Here is a 15,694-nt window from a genome sequence, read left to right on the forward strand (position 1 = left end):
GCGCGACAGCGGCGCCTGCGCCCAGGCGCAGCACTTGCCCACGCGCTGCTCGGGAGTTCAGCCTCGGCCGCGAGCAGCCTTCTTGGCGGCGGCTGGCTTTTTGGCGGCAGGCTTCTTCGCAGCTGCTTTGGGGGCAGCAGCCGCTGCGCGGCGGGTGGGCTTGGCTGCCGCTTTGGGAGCTGTGGGTTTCTTGGCTGCGGCTTTCTTGGCAGCCGGGGCCTGCGCCGCACGGGCCGCTTCTTGCAGGCTGTGCACGCCCTGCGCGGCCAGGTGGCTGGCCATGTCGGTGGCTTTTTTCAGCGCGTCTTTGGCAAAGTGCTGGGTGCTGTCGAGGGAGCTGCTGTGCTGGGCCGCGTCCTTCAATGCGTTGGAGGCGATCTCCTGGAACTGGGTGGTCAGCGCGCTCCACCAGTGCAAGGGGTCCACCACCCCAGGCTTGGGGGCGTCGGGCTCTGAATCGGCTGATGCAGCCTCCGCAGCGGGGCTGGGGGCTGCAGGCGGCGGTGGTGCGGGGGGTACCGGCGCAGGCGCGGCGGCTTGCGGGACGGGACTGGCGGCCGCTGCGCGGGCTGCGCCGCTGAAGGTCTCTGCCGCTTTTTGCATGCCCTGCATCACCGAGTCAGCCCCTTGGAACTTGAACGCATTGGCCACGTCGCCCATGCTCATGTTCATGCCCTGCAGGGTGGCCAGCGTCATCTTTTGCACTTCCAGTGCCTGGATGGTGGCGGTGAGTGCGCGGCTGTTTTGCTCCAGCCAGAACTGCACGGCCTTGAGCTCGTCGATGCGCTTCTCCAGCTCTTCCACGCTGAGGGTGGGGGCCACCCAGTTGGAGAGCTGGGGCATTTGCGGAATGCCGCTGGACGCGCCTTTGGCCAGGCTTTGCAAAAAATCAAAGCCGGGGACAAATTTGCCAAAACCAAAGTGGGAGGAATCGCTCATGGCCGCTGCGCTTTCTGGTGGAGGATGCTCGGCAGCTTACTCCACCCGGCGGCGCATGGCGATGCGTGCCGCCCCCAAGCTTGCAGGGCCGGTGGCGAGGGCGCTCAGTGCTTGTGGGCGCCGTGCTGGTGGTCGGCCGCTGCAGGCGCCGCTGCCGCACCGGGGGCCGTCGTCGCCACGGGCAGGTTCAGCTCCTGCTTGCTTTCGGTGCCCTTGGCGTCCTTGAAGGTGAGCGTGACGGGCACGGTGGTGTCTTTGGCCAGCGGGGCCTTCAGGTCCAGCAGCATGACGTGGTAGCCGCCGGGCTTGAGTTCCACCGTTTTGCCTGCGGGCAAGTCCAACGCTGGGATGGCACGCATCTTCATCACGTCGCCTTCCATTTTCATTTCGTGGACTTCGGTCACGCCTGCGGCGGGGGATGAGGCGCCCACCAGTTTGGCGCCTTCGGGGGCCGTGAGCTTCATGAACGCGCCGGTGCCTTTTTGGCCTTGCACGGTGGCACGGGCCCAGGCCCCTTCGACCTTGACGCTGGCGGTTTGGGCAAAGGCGGCGCCAGTCAACAGGCAGGCCAGGGCCACAGTGGTACGGATCAAAGACATGGAATCACTCCTAAAAACAAAAGACACAGAGACGATAGAAAGCAAAGAGGGTGGTGGTGCCATCAATGCTGGTGGGCCGCGCCGCCCGCCTGGGGCAGCACTTCCAGCAGCGCAGCGGGGGACTTGAGGTCGTGCAGCTTCTGTCCGGGCTTGGGCACTTCGGTCCAGTCGTTGCGGCCTTCGGCACACACTTGGCGCACGGGCCAGTACAGCGGACCGGCTTGGTCGGGGGTCTGGCCCACCAGCACAAATTCATCATAGTGGGCGCTGGGCAGCGCGTCTTCGGGGGTCTTGGCTGTCCAGGTGATGCGTGTGGTGTCTTCCGTCACGCTGCGGCCATGGCTGGTGTAGGGCGTGGCCAGCTTGCTGCGCTGCACCTCCAGCGCCCACCCCGGCTTGGGCTGTGGGCGCGCGCCCTTGAAGCCCTCGGGAATGTCCACCACCACCTGCCGCGTGGGCGATGCGCCGCAGCCGTGCCCCACTTTGAACGTGGCTTTGTAGCTGGCCCCCGCCGGGGCCACCTGGTATTCGAGCACCACATGGGCCGATGCAGTGCCAAAAATGGCTGCAGCGCTTATCAAGCAAGCGCAAGCAGCTATCTTTTTCATAGTATTCTTTTTCATATTTCGACCTTTTCGTTGAAACGATTCATTGCCTTAACAACTGGCACGCGCCAAGGCCAGTGCCACCGCGGAACCGGCTTTGCCGGGCCGCTGGAGGCGTCCCCCTTGGAGGATGCGGCGAAGCCGCTCAGGGGGTTTACAGATCCACCTTCAGCTCCGCCATGTAGGTGCGCTGCGGGTAGGGGTGGAAGTTCCAGAACTGGTAGTTGTTCAGGTTGTCGATACCCACGGCGGCGCTGACCTGCTTGGTGATCTGGTAGCGCACGCGCACGTCGGTGGTGAAGTAGCGGCTCGCGCCCTGGTAGGCAAAGCCGTTCACGTCGGTGTTGTCGAGCGTGCTGTACTGTTTGCCGCTGTAGCGCGCGCCCAGGGTGTACGACCAGGTGTCGTCGGGCCGGTACGTGGCCACGGCAGTGGCACGCCACTCGGGGATGCGCGGCTGCCATTTACCAACGCTGGCCGGGAACTTGTCGTTGCGCTTGATCTTGGAATCCGTCCAGGTCAGGCTGCTGCCCAGCTCCAGCCCGCGCACGAAGACGTTGGCGGCCTGGTACGACAGCTCAATGCCCTTGGTCTGGATCGCATCCACGTTCTGCACGTTGGTGACGTTGGGCGTGACGAGCACATTGGTCTGCGAGTACAGCGCGTCTTTGGTGCGCTCAAAGAACGCTGTCAGGCGCAAGAGACCATTGCCCATGTCGCGCTCCGCCGTCAGCTCGGTGGTCCAGCTTTTTTCAGGCTTCAGATTGGGGTCGTTGTTGATCAGCGTGCCGCTGCCGTTGATGCCGCCCTGGTACAGCTCGGACACCGTGGGCATGCGCACGGCGCGGCCGGTAGAGGCCTTGAGCACCCACAGATCATTGGCCTGGTAGGCCACTGCAGCCTTGGGCGAGAAGTAGGTCTCGTTGCGCTCGGGGTGGCCCACGGTGGTGGTGGCGTTGCCGGTCTGGCCGTTGCTGGCGCTCCAGCGCTCGGCGCGGGCGCCCAGCACGGCCTTCCACTTCGGCGCGATCTTCCAGGTGTCTTGCGCCCACAGGCCGATGAGCTGGGTGTCGCCGTTAAAGGCCTGGTTGCGGGCGCCCGTGCCACCGTTGATCCAGTTGCTGGTGGCGTTCTCCACGGTGCGCAGCTGATAGCTGTCGCGCTGCAGGCCAAAGTCCACGATGTGCGCGCCCTGCACGCCGTCGGGCCGCCAGGTGCCCTTGGCCGCCAGGGTGTTCCAGCCGGTGCCCTTGCTGTTGACGATGCGGCCCGCGCCGCCGCTCAAAGCGGCAGGCAGCGCCACAGTGGCGGCGCGCAGGGTGTCGGTCTGGTAGTCGTACAGGCTGGCGGCCACCTCCCAGTCGAACGTGCCCTGGGTGTGGCTCTTGACCGACAGGCCGTGCATGAGATGCGTGAGGTCTTCGTTGGACACATTGAAGTCGGTGGGTGTGAGCGCAAACGAGCGGCCATTGATGTTGACCGTGCCGCTGTAGACCGCATTGCCGTTGGCATCGCGCAGGTAGCTGGTGGGCCGCCCTTCGGATTCGTTGTGCCACCAGCCAAAGGTGTAGGCAGCCCGCACGGTGGGCGAGAAGTCGTAGGCGATCTTGGCCTTGATGTGATCTTGCTGCGTGTGGTATTGCGTGGCGGTGCCCAGCAGGTACCAGGGCTGGTTGCTGCGGTTATTGCCCAGCACCGCGCCCGTCACGGGCGTACCCGCATTGCCCACGGTACCAGCGGACACGAGGCGCGTGGGGAAGGTGAGCGGCTGGCCTTCGCTGTCGGTCTTGTTGAAGTTGAGAAACCAGGACCAGTCGCCATTCTTGTTACCCACCGAGGCGCTCACCTGTTTGCCCGCGTAGCTGGTACTGGTGCCATACAGGTCAAACGGTTGGTGCTGGGTACTGACCTTGCCGTGCGCCTCAAATTTTGTCGGCATGCGCGTGACGTAGTCCACCACTGCGCCCACCGAGTTGCCTGCGTACGCGGCCGAGAACGGGCCGTAGAGCACGTCCACGCGCTCGATCTCTTCGGGCGTGACCAGCATCCAGCGCGGTGCATTGGTGGGGCCGTTGCCCAGGTAGTTGCTGAGCAAAATGCCGTCAGCAAACACCATGGACCGCGCCGGGTTGCCCGTGCCCGAGGCGCGGGTGGACAACACTGCGTGGTTGTAGTCGCCGATGTAGCGCTTGCGCACCAGCAGGCTGGGCAGGTACTTGAGGGCGTCTTCGCTGTCGGTGGCGTTGATCGCATGCTCGATCTGCTCGCGCGTCACGCCCTCGATGGTGGTGGGGATTTGCGTGGGCAGCGAGGTGGGCTGGCCGCCGGTGATGGTGACCACGCCCAGTTCCTTGACGGGGGCGTTGGAGCCAACGCCGGTGCTGTCAGCAGTCTGGGCGAATGCGGGCACGGCCCCGGTGACCGTGAAGGTGAAGACGAGGGGAAAGGCACTGGCCACGGCCAGCGCCATGCGGCTTTTGCGCATGGGAACTCCTGAATTTCAAGCCAAATAGGCCGCCAGCGCTTATTCAAACAGCGCAAGCAGCTATCAAATGAATAGCTATTTCAGGAGAATGCAGGGGGCCCGCGCGGCGGCAGCGGCGCGGCGGTGCGTGCAGCAATGTGCGCGGCAGGGATGGGGCGCAGTGCATGCGCCAGGGGATGGACCACCGGCAGCTGGGCCTGCGAGGTGGGCGGCGGTGCGCCGACATGCGCACACAGGGGGCAATCCAACGTGTGGCTGGGCATTTCCTTGGCGCCATCGTCGGTTTTGACCAGCATCTTGATGGCGCCAGCGCCGGAGCAAATCAGCTCCATGGCCTGTGGATGGACCAGCGGCGACGCCCCTGCCACACCAATCGACAGGACAAACCACGCCAGCACAAGGCGGGCGAGCCAACGGAGGTGGCGGATGGTTTGCATGGCGCCATTGTAGAAGCGCATCCCTCGCGACCCTTGATCGGCATCAAGCAAGCCCGCCCGACCAGCGCCACATCCACCCTGGACCGCCGCCTGTTCAGAGCTTGACCTCTGTCAACGCAAAGCCTATCAGACAAGCGCACCATGAAAGCGTTCCATCACTTCCAGGAGTTGACCCCATGGACAAGACACAGGCCGCTTCGTATCGACAACAACTGCAGGAGCAGCAAGCGGGTCTTCGGGCCCAGTTGGCACAGCAACGCGGCGAGGCCACAGGCAGGGTGGAGGCCGCCGCCGCACATTTTGCGCACGCAGAGGACTCCCGCGCGCAGGTCGCCTCAGAGCGTACGCTGGAGTTTGCACTGGAAGACCGCGAGACCGAGCACCTCAACGCTATCGCCGCAGCCCTCACCCGCATTGACGCTGGCACCTATGGGGAGTGCACCGACTGCAGCCAAGACATAGCCACAGCCCGCCTGAAAGCCACCCCGGAAGTTGCACGCTGCGTGCATTGCCAAGAGTCCATCGAAACCCACCACAGGCCGGCCCACTAGGCTGCAACAAATCCACCACGCAGGCGTTGTTCGATGACGCCTTTCCCGTTTTTCTTCACTTCAAGAAAGTCAACCCATGAGCACTTTTCACGCTGTTGTCTGGATGGACCATTCCGAAGCCCATGTCGTCATGTTTGACCGCGAACACGTTCAAGCGCAACGCATCAAGTCCCGCAGCCACCACAAGCACCAGGGCAAGGCTGATGACGCCACTGCGCTGTTTGCCGATGTAGCACAAGCCCTGCATGGCTCGCACGAAGTCTTGCTGTGCGGCCCAGGCCTGGCGCGCAACCAGTTCCGCGAGTGGTGCGGCAAGCACAGCACCGCCGTGGCAGCCACAGTGGTCGATTCCGTGGCCGCCGATCACCCCAGCGACGCCCAACTGGTCGCCATGGCACGCCAGTACTTCAAGAAGTTTGACAACATGGCCGCAGACCCGTCCATGGCCTGATCGGTACGCGCTGGGTGGCGTAACCCCGCAGGTAGGACCTGGGGGCGCACGGCCACTGGTCACCGCCACGTCACCCAGCGTCCACGGCAGACTCCCGCCCGGGCACTGGGCTTTGCGCTCAGCGGCGGGAGACCAGCGGCAACGCCCCCAAGGCAAACACCGAGTTAGGGATTTGCAACCGGGCCATCAAAGGACGGGCCACGGGGCCAATGCCCGAATTCTTGCGCGAGGTCTTGGCCTCAGGCTCAGGCGCAGTCACCACGCCTTGGGCTTGTGCTTGTTCCATCAGGTCCTTGAGCGAAACCGATTGCAGGTACTCCAGCACGCGGGCATTGAACGACACCCACAGCTCGCCCGTCATGGCCTTGAGCTGCGCCACCTGGGGGGCGGTGAGCGGCTGGTAGTCGTCCACTTCCATGTTCTCCACCGCCAAAATGATCTCGGCCACGGCGATCTGCTCAGCGCGGCGCGCCAGGGCATAGCCGCCGCCTGGGCCACGGGTGCTTTCCACCAGGCCCGCACGGCGCAGCGCACTGAACAATTGCTCTAGGTACGACAGCGACGTGCCTTGACGCTGGCTGATCGTTGTCAGCGACACCGGCTTCATTCTCTGATGCAAGGCCAGATCCGTCATGGCCGATACAGCGACTTTTCCTCGGGTCGTAATACGCATGGCAACTCCTTGTGAACACCCATCTGTGAAACGACTGGCAAGGCTCTCATCGCCCTGCCAGACACCCACTGTAGTGCGTTCAACACTTCGCGTATATTCGTTTTATTGATAAAAACACTTCGATTTTTACGATCAATAAAGCGATACCATGAACTTCAAACACCTCCGATACTTCTGGACCGCCGCCAAGGCCGGGGGCGTCATGCGCGCTGGCGAACAATTGCACACCACCCCCCAAACGCTGTCCGGGCAGATCAATCAACTGGAAGAATGGCTGGGACATGAGCTGTTTCGCAAACGCGGCCGGGGCTTGGAGCTGACCAACGAGGGGCGCATTGCCTTGGGCTATGCGGAACAGATTTTTGCGCTGAGCGATGAGTTGGAAAAGTCCATTCGCCTGCCCCGGGGGCACTCTAAACCTCTGGAGTTCAAGGTGGGTGTGGCAGATTCGGTCGCAAAATCCGTCGCTTACCACCTGCTGGAGCCCGCGCTGGGCATGAAGGAGCAGGTGCACATGACCTGCCACGAAGGCAAATTCCCCGAGCTGCTCGCCCAGCTCAGCATCCATCGGCTGGACCTGCTGCTGGCCGATGAACCAGCCTCCAAGAAAATTGGGGTCAAGGCCTTCAACCATGCACTGGGGTCGTCCAGCATGAGTTTCTTCTGCGCACCAGCACTCAAAAACGAGCTGCAGGGGCCATTTCCGCAGTGCCTGCATGGCGCCCCCATGCTTATCCAAGGGCCGCAATCTTCAGTGCGGCAACAGTTGGATCATTGGCTGAACAAGCACCACCTGCAGCCACGCATCGTGGGCGAATTTGACGATAGTGCGCTCATGAATGCTTTTGGGAGAGAAGGACGGGGCATCTTCACGTCACCCACGGTGCTCGAACAAGAGACCCAGACCCAATTTGGCGTGGAGGCCATTGGCCGCTCCAGCGAATTGGTGGAGGAATTTTTTGCGATCTCCGTGGAGCGCCGCATCAGCCACCCCTGTGTCGTGGCCATCACGGAGTCGGCCAGGTCAGACTTGTTTGGTCACTGAATGCTGGCAAACACCCCGTTGCTCGGAATTCGGTACTCCAAGAGGCCACCCTGATGCGGGTCCTGGCGCCCCATTCAAAGCCCTGCAAAAGACAAATCGGTAGGGAAGTCAGCAGCAAACCATTTTGGGCTGCGGCACACGGCCTCTCTGTACAGCGACAGCAACCCATAGAAACAGGTCCACGGCCCACGCCTTTGCAAACGGGCAAAAAAAAGCCCACTAAAAGTGGGCTTTTTGATACGGCTTTCGCCATGTTTGGTTGCGCGAGAAGGATTTGAACCTCCGACCTTTGGGTTATGAGCCCAACGAGCTACCAGACTGCTCCATCGCGCGGTAGATTTAAATTATACCCTATTATTCAGCTGCTGCCGAAGAATTTTCAGTTTCTGCAGTATTTCCGCGGTCAACCAACTCCACCAGAGCCATAGGTGCGTTGTCGCCCACGCGGAAACCCATCTTCAGAATACGGGTGTAACCACCAGGACGCGCATTGAAGCGAGGGCCCAGGTCGTTGAACAGCTTTGTCACGCTGTCGCGGTCACGCAAACGGTTGAATGCCAGACGGCGGTTAGCGACAGTGTCGACCTTGGCCAAAGTGATCATGGGTTCGATCACACGGCGCAGTTCCTTAGCCTTGGGCACTGTGGTCTTGATGGCCTCGTGCTCGATGAGCGAGTTCATCATGTTCTGCAGCATCGCCAGACGGTGCGAGCTGGTGCGATTGAGTTTACGAAGTCCGTGTCCGTGACGCATGGTGCTTTCCTTTTTACTTTGATTAAATCAGGCAGCCGTATCAGGTACTGCCCAATGCACTGTTCCCCCAATCGGGGAACCGAAAATTATAACTTAACGCTTGTCCAGGCCAGCAGGCGGCCAGTTTTCAAGCTTCATACCCAGGGTGAGACCACGGGAAGCCAAGACTTCCTTGATTTCGTTGAGCGACTTGCGGCCCAGGTTAGGCGTCTTGAGCAACTCATTTTCGGTGCGCTGAATCAGATCACCGATGTAATAGATGTTCTCAGCCTTGAGGCAGTTGGCAGAACGCACGGTCAATTCCAGCTCGTCCACAGGGCGCAGCAGGATAGGATCGAACGTCGCGCCACCACGTGGGCCCGAAGGTGTTTCAAAAGCGGTCAACTCGCCGCCTTCCAACTGTGCAAACACTGCCAGTTGTTCCACCAGAATCTTGGCAGATGCACGCACCGCATCTTCCGCAGTGATGGCGCCGTTGGTTTCAATTTCAACCACCAGCTTGTCCAGATCGGTACGCTGCTCTACACGAGCGCTTTCCACGGTGTAGCTGACGCGCTTGACTGGAGAGAAAGACGCATCCAGAACAATACGGCCGATGGATTTGGTGGCTTCATCGGCATAACGACGCATGCTGCCGGGCACATAACCACGGCCTTTTTCCACCTTGATCTGCATGTCCAGCTTGCCGCCTTGCGACAGGTGTGCAATCACATGATCAGGGTTGACGATTTCCACGTCATGGGGCGTCTGAATGTCACGGGCAGTCACTACGCCTTCACCATCCTTGCGCAGGCTCAGTGTGACTTCATCGCGGTTGTGGAGCTTGAAGACCACGCCCTTCAGGTTCAAGAGAATGTTCACCACATCTTCTTGCACACCGTCGATCGACGAGTACTCGTGAAGCACGCCAGCAATGGTCACTTCAGTCGCTGCGTAACCCACCATAGACGAAAGCAGAACGCGTCGAATGGCATTGCCCAGCGTATGGCCATAGCCACGCTCGAACGGCTCCAAAGCCACCTTGGCACGATTGTGGCCAAGCTGCTCAACATTGATCGCCTTGGGTTTCAGCAAATTGGTTTGCATTCAAACTTCCTCTCAATACCCCCAGCTCGTTACACCGGTAAGGCTGGTGAAGCGCCTAAACCGCGATGCCTCGCGGTTTAGGAACGGTTTACTCGAAAAATTAGTTCGAGTGATTAGCGCGAGTACAACTCAACGATCAGCGATTCGTTGATGTCTGCACCGAACTCATCACGATCAGGCACCTTCTTGAAGACGCCTTCTGCCTTGTCGGCATTCACATCGACCCACGCTGGCATGCCTACCTGGGCTGCCAGTTGCAGAGCTTCAGTGATACGGGATTGCTTCTTGGACTTTTCACGCACAGCAACCACATCACCCACCTTCACAAGGTACGAAGGGATGTTGACCGATTGGCCGTTCACAGTGATCGCCTTGTGTGAAACCAGCTGACGGGCTTCTGCACGCGTGGAGCCGAAGCCCATGCGGTACACGACGTTGTCCAGACGGGACTCCAACAGGAACAGCAGGTTCGCGCCAGTGTTGCCCTTCTTGCCGTCAGCAGCTTCAAAGTAGCGGCGGAATTGCTTTTCCAGGATGCCGTACATGCGCTTGACTTTTTGCTTTTCGCGCAGTTGCAGACCGTAGTCGGAAGTACGGGCACCGGAAGTGCGGCCGTGCTGACCAGGCTTGGAGTCGAACTTGGACTTGTCAGCGATCGAGCGGCGAGCGCTCTTCAGAAACAGGTCAGTGCCTTCACGGCGGGAGAGTTTGGCCTTGGGGCCGAGGTAACGTGCCACTTGAGCTTCCTTTTATGTCATCTACCGCAAACAATTGCGGGAGCCACCTGGAGCGCTTTCGCGTCTACAGGTGGCGGTGGGCTTGGGAAAATTAGATACGGCGGCGCTTTTGAGGGCGGCAGCCATTGTGCGGCACAGGCGTCACATCGGAAATCGATGTGATGCGAATACCCAGGGCGCCCAGAGCGCGCACAGAGGATTCACGGCCAGGACCAGGACCCTTGATTTCAACATCCAGGTTCTTGATGCCTTGGTCAATGGCTGCACGACCTGCCACTTCGGAAGCTACCTGAGCAGCAAACGGAGTGGACTTGCGGGAGCCCTTGAAACCTTGACCACCGGACGAGGCCCAAGACAATGCATTGCCTTGGCGATCGGTGATGGTGATGATCGTGTTGTTGAAGGATGCATGCACGTGAGCGATGCCATCCGAAACGTTCTTACGAACCTTCTTGCGAACGCGTTGAGCTGCGTTATTGGCAGGAGACTTAGCCATAATGATCTTTCAATCTCTTTATTTCTTCAGTGCAGCTGCACCCTTGCGCGGACCCTTGCGAGTACGGGCGTTGGTACGCGTACGCTGACCACGCATCGGCAAACCACGACGATGGCGGAAACCACGGTAGCAGCCAATGTCCATCAAGCGCTTGATGTTCATGGTGGTTTCGCGGCGCAGATCACCTTCAATGGTGAACTGCTCGATTTGCTCGCGAATTTTTTCCAGGTCGCCGTCCGTCAGATCTTTGATCTTTTTGGAATAAGCGATGCCAGTTGCTTCGCAAATCTTGCGAGCGCGGGTGCGACCAATACCAAAAATGGAGGTCAGACCGATTTCCGCATGCTTGTGGGGCGGAATATTGATGCCAGCGATACGTGCCATATGCGTCCTCTAATACTTTCCAATCAACCCTGGCGCTGCTTGTGACGCAGATCCGTGCAGATCACGCGCACCACACCTTTGCGGCGGATGATCTTGCAGTTGCGGCAGATTTTTTTGACCGAAGCCGAAACTCTCATTGCATTCTCCTAAAACTTTTCCATCCGTCCCGGCTATTCTGCACGGAACACAATGCGTGCCCGCGAAAATTCGTGGGGCGCTCACTTAACTTATTCGTGCCAATCAATGACCACTGGGTAGCGGTCATTGCAGCACCTTAACCACCACTGCCACCCTTGAAGTTTGCCTTCTTGAGCAGAGACTCATACTGCTGCGACATCATGTAGTTTTGAACCTGGGCCATGAAGTCCATGGTCACAACCACAATGATCAGCAGAGAAGTACCACCGAAATAAAACGGCACGTTGTACTTAAGAATCAAAAACTCCGGCAGCAAACACACAAAGGTGATGTAGACGGCACCGGCAAGAGTCAAGCGAACGAGAATCTTGTCAATGTAGCGGGCAGTCTGCTCACCAGGGCGGATGCCAGGAATAAAGGCACCGCTCTTTTTCAGGTTGTCTGCAGTTTCACGGCTGTTGAAAACCAGCGCCGTATAAAAGAAGCAGAAGAAAACAATGGCAGCTGCGTAGAACATCACATAGATGGGTTGACCAGGGGTCAAAGCACCAGAGATATCCTTCAGCCAGCGCATTGAATCACCAGCACTGAACCAGTTCACCACTGTCGCAGGCAACAGAATGATCGACGATGCAAAGATCGGCGGAATCACACCAGCCATGTTCAACTTCAGAGGCAAATGCGAAGCCTGACCACCGTAAACCTTATTCCCAACCTGCCGGCGGGCATAGTTCACGAGGATCTTGCGCTGCCCTCGCTCCACGAACACAACAAAGTATGTTACCAGACCAACCACCAACACGATAAAAATCGCAGCAGGGGCGGACATTGCACCAGTACCAACCAGTTCCAGCAAACCACCGATAGAGCTGGGAAGCCCTGCAGCGATGCCTGCGAAGATCAGTATCGAGATACCGTTCCCCAAACCGCGCTCGGTAATTTGTTCACCCAACCACATCAAAAACATGGTGCCTGCAGTCAAGCTGACCACGGCTGTCATGCGGAAACCAAAGCCAGGACTGAGAACAAGACCAGCAGAGCTTTCCAATGCCACAGCAATACCGAACGACTGAAACAGAGCCAGCCCCAAGGTACCCGCACGGGTATATTGGGTGATTTTCCGGCGGCCCGCTTCGCCTTCCTTCTTCAATTGCTCAAAGGTAGGAATGACGTAGGTCATCAATTGCAGGATGATCGATGCCGAAATGTACGGCATGATCCCCAGCGCGAAGACCGTGAAACGAGACAGAGCACCACCCGAGAACATGTTGAACAGGTTCAGGATGCCGCCCTGTTGTCCGCTGAACAATTGCTGAAGTTGGGCTGGATCGATGCCTGGCACAGGGATATGGGCCCCGATGCGATACACGACCAGCGCAAGCAACAGAAAAACCAGACGGCGACGGAGATCGCCGAACTTGCCGGTCTTTGCAATTTGAGCTGCGCTAGTTGCCACAGATGCCTTCCTTGAGGAACGCTATCAGGCTACAGAGCCACCAGCAGCTTCAATCGCTGCCTTGGCACCAGCCGTTGCGCCCACACCCGTCAGCTTGACAGCCTTGGTCAAAGAACCGCTCTTGATGACCTTGACCACCTTGGCCAGTTCACCAATCAGACCGGCTTGCTTCAGAGCCAAAACGTCGACTTCAGGCAGACCCAGTTGGTCCAGAGCAGACAGCGTGACTTCTGCGTTGAACTTCAGCAAATGGGACTTGAAACCGCGCTTGGGCAGACGGCGTTGCAAAGGCATTTGACCGCCTTCAAAACCCACTTTGTGATAGCCACCCGAACGGGACTTCTGACCTTTGTGACCACGGCCAGCGGTCTTGCCCAAACCGGAGCCGATGCCACGGCCTACACGGCGCTTGGCATGCTTGGCGCCGTCTGCGGGCTTGATGCTATTGAGTTCCATGATCGATCTCTCAGACGATTTTGACCAGATAGCTGATCTTGTTAATCATGCCGCGCACTTCGGGCGTGTCTTGCAATTCGCTGATGCTGTTCAGCTTGCGCAGACCCAGACCACGGACAGTGGCGCGGTGCGACTCTTTGGTGCCAATCGGGCTGCGCACCAGTTGAATCTTGACGGTTTGTTGCGTTGTCATATTCAGGCTCCGGTTCAGGCGAAGATGTCTTCGACTGTCTTGCCGCGCTTGGCTGCCACATTCGACGGGGTGGTCGAATTGACGAGCGCGTCAAACGTTGCACGAACCATGTTGTAAGGATTGGAAGAACCATGGCTCTTTGCCACGATATCCGTCACACCCAACACTTCGAAGACTGCGCGCATAGGACCGCCAGCAATGATGCCGGTACCCTTAGGAGCGGGAGCCATCATCACAACAGCAGCGCCATGGTGGCCAGTCACATTGTGGAAAATGGTGCCGTTCTTCAGCGAAACCTTGACCATGTTGCGACGGGCTTCTTCCATCGCCTTTTGCACAGCAGCAGGCACTTCCTTGGACTTGCCCTTGCCCATGCCAACGCGGCCATCACCGTCGCCGACCACAGTCAGTGCAGCGAAGCCGAGAATACGGCCGCCCTTCACGACTTTGGTCACGCGGTTCACCGCGATCATTTTTTCGCGCAGACCGTCGTCTTGACCTTCGCTCTGCACTTTGGGTTGAAATTTAGCCATTTTTTATTCCGCTCCGCTTAGAACTGCAGACCAGCTTCGCGGGCTGCATCGGCCAAAGCCTTGACGCGACCGTGATAAGCGAAACCTGCACGATCAAATGCAACCTTCTCAACGCCTGCTGCCTTCGCCTTTTCAGCGATGCGCTTGCCGATCAGTTGGGCTGCAGCGGCATTGCCACCCTTGCCCGAACCGCCCAAGGACTTGCGCACATCGGCTTCTGCCGTGGAAGCGCTGGCCAGCACCTGGCTGCCGTCGCCGGAAATCACACTGGCGTAGATATGGAGGTTCGTACGATTCACAGTCAAACGGGCCACGCCTTGCTGGGCAATGCGGATGCGTGTTTGACGGGCACGACGAAGACGCTGCTCTTTCTTTGTCAACATGTTGCAGCTCCTTATTTCTTCTTGGTCTCTTTGATCGTGATCTTCTCATCCGCGTAGCGGATGCCCTTGCCCTTGTAAGGCTCGGGAGGACGAACAGCACGAATCTCAGCGGCAATTTGACCCACGCGCTGACGGTCGGCACCCTTCACTACCACTTCGGTAGGGGTAGGTGTTGCGACAGTAATGCCAGCAGGCATTTCGAAATTGACAGGATGGGAATAACCCACAGCCAGGTTCAACTTGGAACCGGATGCAGCGGCTTTGTAGCCCACACCAACCAAGCTCAGCTTCTTCTCAAAGCCTTTGCTCACGCCAACAACCATGTTGTTGACCAGCTGACGCAGCGTACCGCTCATGGCGTTGGCTTCACGCGAGTCATTCACAGGCTCGAAGCTCAACTTGCCATCATTGCTGGACACTTTGACCAACACGTTTTGTGCCAGCGTCAGTGCGCCACCAGAACCCTTGACAGAGATCTGGTCATCTTTGATCGACACATCCACACCAGCGGGGATGGTCACGGGCATTTTTCCTACTCGGGACATTTCAGTTACTCCTCAATGCCGCGGTTAGGCCACGTAGCACAGCACTTCGCCACCGACACCGGTAGCGCGCGCTTTGCGATCAGTCATCACGCCCTTAGGAGTCGTGACAATTGCCACACCCAGACCGTTCATAACTTGTGGAATGGAATCACGGCCTTTGTAGACACGCAGACCAGGGCGGCTGACGCGCTCGATGCGCTCAATCACTGGACGGCCTGCGTAGTACTTCAGGGCGATTTCGAGTTCGGACTTGCCAGCTTCAGTTTTCACTTGGAAGCCGTCGATATAACCTTCGTCCTTCAGCACTTGGGCGATGGCGATCTTCACTTTGGAAGAAGGCACCAGAACCGTGGCCTTGGAGACCATCTGTGCATTACGGATGCGGGTCAGCAAGTCAGCGATGGGATCACTCATGCTCATGTTTAATCTCTCCTGCCTGCTTACCAGCTGGCTTTGGTGACACCGGGGATGTCGCCTGCAAAAGCCAGTTCACGGATCTTGGCGCGGGCCAGACCGAATTGACGGAAGGTACCGCGAGGGCGGCCGGTGATTTCGCAACGGTTGCGCTGACGCGTTGGGTTGGCGTTGCGTGGCAGCTTTTGCAAGCCCAGACGAGCAGCTTCACGCTCTTCGTCGCTACGCTTGGCATCGCCAGCAATTGCCTTCAGTTCCGCATACTTGGTTGCGTACTTGGCAGCCAGTTTTTCGCGCTTCAGTTCGCGCTGGATCAAAGCTACTTTAGCCATGCT

General features: G+C 59.0%; 23 protein-coding genes and 1 tRNA gene. 3 read left to right on the top strand and 21 right to left on the bottom strand.

Features of this window, described 5'->3' with window-relative positions; all coding sequences use genetic code 11:
* Positions 1–57 precede the first annotated feature (57 nt).
* From C8C98_RS05335 to C8C98_RS05355, 5 genes are all read right to left on the bottom strand, one after another.
* The gene (locus C8C98_RS05335; protein ID WP_121453430.1) at positions 58–939 is read right to left on the bottom strand and encodes a PhaM family polyhydroxyalkanoate granule multifunctional regulatory protein; all 882 of its coding nucleotides are present in this window, start codon (positions 937–939) and stop codon (positions 58–60) included.
* A gap of 104 nt (positions 940–1,043) precedes the next feature.
* On the bottom strand, positions 1,044–1,538 hold the full coding sequence (locus C8C98_RS05340) for a copper chaperone PCu(A)C (protein WP_121453431.1): 495 nt from the start codon (positions 1,536–1,538) through the stop codon (positions 1,044–1,046).
* Positions 1,539–1,600: 62 nt separating this feature from the next.
* Positions 1,601–2,161: a YcnI family protein gene (locus C8C98_RS05345; RefSeq protein WP_121453432.1), complete on the bottom strand. Its 561-nt coding sequence runs from the start codon at positions 2,159–2,161 to the stop codon at positions 1,601–1,603.
* A gap of 136 nt (positions 2,162–2,297) precedes the next feature.
* Positions 2,298–4,628, bottom strand: coding sequence for a TonB-dependent receptor (locus tag C8C98_RS05350; protein ID WP_121453433.1), 2,331 nt, complete (start codon positions 4,626–4,628; stop codon positions 2,298–2,300).
* Between the two features lie 80 nt (positions 4,629–4,708).
* On the bottom strand, positions 4,709–5,065 hold the full coding sequence (locus C8C98_RS05355) for a DUF2946 family protein (RefSeq protein WP_199726554.1): 357 nt from the start codon (positions 5,063–5,065) through the stop codon (positions 4,709–4,711).
* Between the two features lie 176 nt (positions 5,066–5,241).
* Between C8C98_RS05355 and C8C98_RS05360 the strand changes: the two genes are divergently transcribed.
* Both C8C98_RS05360 and C8C98_RS05365 read left to right on the top strand, forming a co-directional pair.
* Positions 5,242–5,616 (top strand): TraR/DksA family transcriptional regulator, encoded by a 375-nt coding sequence (locus C8C98_RS05360; RefSeq protein WP_121453435.1) that lies wholly within the window; start codon positions 5,242–5,244, stop codon positions 5,614–5,616.
* A 76-nt stretch (positions 5,617–5,692) separates the two neighbouring features.
* On the top strand, positions 5,693–6,067 hold the full coding sequence (locus C8C98_RS05365; protein WP_121453436.1) for a hypothetical protein: 375 nt from the start codon (positions 5,693–5,695) through the stop codon (positions 6,065–6,067).
* 118 nt (positions 6,068–6,185) lie between these two features.
* Here C8C98_RS05365 and C8C98_RS05370 read toward each other — a convergent pair whose 3' ends face one another.
* Positions 6,186–6,740 carry an Rrf2 family transcriptional regulator gene (locus tag C8C98_RS05370; RefSeq protein ID WP_121453437.1) on the bottom strand — a complete coding sequence of 185 codons (555 nt, stop codon included), beginning with the start codon at positions 6,738–6,740 and terminating at the stop codon, positions 6,186–6,188.
* A gap of 148 nt (positions 6,741–6,888) precedes the next feature.
* Between C8C98_RS05370 and nhaR the strand changes: the two genes are divergently transcribed.
* Complete coding sequence (nhaR, locus tag C8C98_RS05375; RefSeq protein WP_099656875.1) at positions 6,889–7,785, top strand: transcriptional activator NhaR; 897 nt, start codon at positions 6,889–6,891, stop codon at positions 7,783–7,785.
* Positions 7,786–8,041: 256 nt separating this feature from the next.
* Here nhaR and C8C98_RS05380 read toward each other — a convergent pair.
* From C8C98_RS05380 to rpsN, 15 genes are all read right to left on the bottom strand, one after another.
* Positions 8,042–8,118 (bottom strand) — tRNA-Met (locus C8C98_RS05380).
* Between the two features lie 21 nt (positions 8,119–8,139).
* Positions 8,140–8,538 (bottom strand): 50S ribosomal protein L17, encoded by a 399-nt coding sequence (gene rplQ, locus C8C98_RS05385; protein ID WP_121453438.1) that lies wholly within the window; start codon positions 8,536–8,538, stop codon positions 8,140–8,142.
* A 93-nt stretch (positions 8,539–8,631) separates the two neighbouring features.
* The gene (gene rpoA, locus C8C98_RS05390; protein WP_099656877.1) at positions 8,632–9,624 is read right to left on the bottom strand and encodes a DNA-directed RNA polymerase subunit alpha; all 993 of its coding nucleotides are present in this window, start codon (positions 9,622–9,624) and stop codon (positions 8,632–8,634) included.
* Positions 9,625–9,737: 113 nt separating this feature from the next.
* A complete protein-coding gene (gene rpsD / locus C8C98_RS05395) occupies positions 9,738–10,361 on the bottom strand; it encodes a 30S ribosomal protein S4 (protein ID WP_099656878.1) in 624 nt (207 codons plus the stop codon).
* Between the two features lie 91 nt (positions 10,362–10,452).
* On the bottom strand, positions 10,453–10,857 hold the full coding sequence (rpsK, locus tag C8C98_RS05400; RefSeq protein ID WP_005793662.1) for a 30S ribosomal protein S11: 405 nt from the start codon (positions 10,855–10,857) through the stop codon (positions 10,453–10,455).
* Between the two features lie 18 nt (positions 10,858–10,875).
* A complete protein-coding gene (rpsM, locus tag C8C98_RS05405) occupies positions 10,876–11,241 on the bottom strand; it encodes a 30S ribosomal protein S13 (protein ID WP_099656879.1) in 366 nt (121 codons plus the stop codon).
* Positions 11,242–11,264: 23 nt separating this feature from the next.
* Positions 11,265–11,378, bottom strand: coding sequence for a 50S ribosomal protein L36 (gene rpmJ, locus C8C98_RS05410; protein WP_005793651.1), 114 nt, complete (start codon positions 11,376–11,378; stop codon positions 11,265–11,267).
* Between the two features lie 137 nt (positions 11,379–11,515).
* On the bottom strand, positions 11,516–12,835 hold the full coding sequence (gene secY, locus C8C98_RS05415) for a preprotein translocase subunit SecY (RefSeq protein WP_099656880.1): 1,320 nt from the start codon (positions 12,833–12,835) through the stop codon (positions 11,516–11,518).
* Between the two features lie 24 nt (positions 12,836–12,859).
* Positions 12,860–13,291: a 50S ribosomal protein L15 gene (rplO, locus tag C8C98_RS05420; RefSeq protein ID WP_099656881.1), complete on the bottom strand. Its 432-nt coding sequence runs from the start codon at positions 13,289–13,291 to the stop codon at positions 12,860–12,862.
* 10 nt (positions 13,292–13,301) lie between these two features.
* Positions 13,302–13,484 (bottom strand): 50S ribosomal protein L30, encoded by a 183-nt coding sequence (gene rpmD / locus C8C98_RS05425; protein ID WP_044399276.1) that lies wholly within the window; start codon positions 13,482–13,484, stop codon positions 13,302–13,304.
* Positions 13,485–13,498: 14 nt separating this feature from the next.
* A complete protein-coding gene (gene rpsE, locus C8C98_RS05430; protein ID WP_069103887.1) occupies positions 13,499–14,017 on the bottom strand; it encodes a 30S ribosomal protein S5 in 519 nt (172 codons plus the stop codon).
* Between the two features lie 17 nt (positions 14,018–14,034).
* A complete protein-coding gene (gene rplR / locus C8C98_RS05435) occupies positions 14,035–14,400 on the bottom strand; it encodes a 50S ribosomal protein L18 (RefSeq protein WP_099656882.1) in 366 nt (121 codons plus the stop codon).
* An 11-nt stretch (positions 14,401–14,411) separates the two neighbouring features.
* On the bottom strand, positions 14,412–14,945 hold the full coding sequence (gene rplF / locus C8C98_RS05440) for a 50S ribosomal protein L6 (protein WP_099656883.1): 534 nt from the start codon (positions 14,943–14,945) through the stop codon (positions 14,412–14,414).
* 24 nt (positions 14,946–14,969) lie between these two features.
* Positions 14,970–15,365: a 30S ribosomal protein S8 gene (rpsH, locus tag C8C98_RS05445; protein ID WP_005793636.1), complete on the bottom strand. Its 396-nt coding sequence runs from the start codon at positions 15,363–15,365 to the stop codon at positions 14,970–14,972.
* A gap of 20 nt (positions 15,366–15,385) precedes the next feature.
* A complete protein-coding gene (gene rpsN / locus C8C98_RS05450; protein WP_099656884.1) occupies positions 15,386–15,691 on the bottom strand; it encodes a 30S ribosomal protein S14 in 306 nt (101 codons plus the stop codon).
* Positions 15,692–15,694 lie beyond the last annotated feature (3 nt).

Source organism: Acidovorax sp. 106, from assembly GCF_003663825.1.
Classification (GTDB): Bacteria; Pseudomonadota; Gammaproteobacteria; order Burkholderiales; family Burkholderiaceae_C; genus Acidovorax.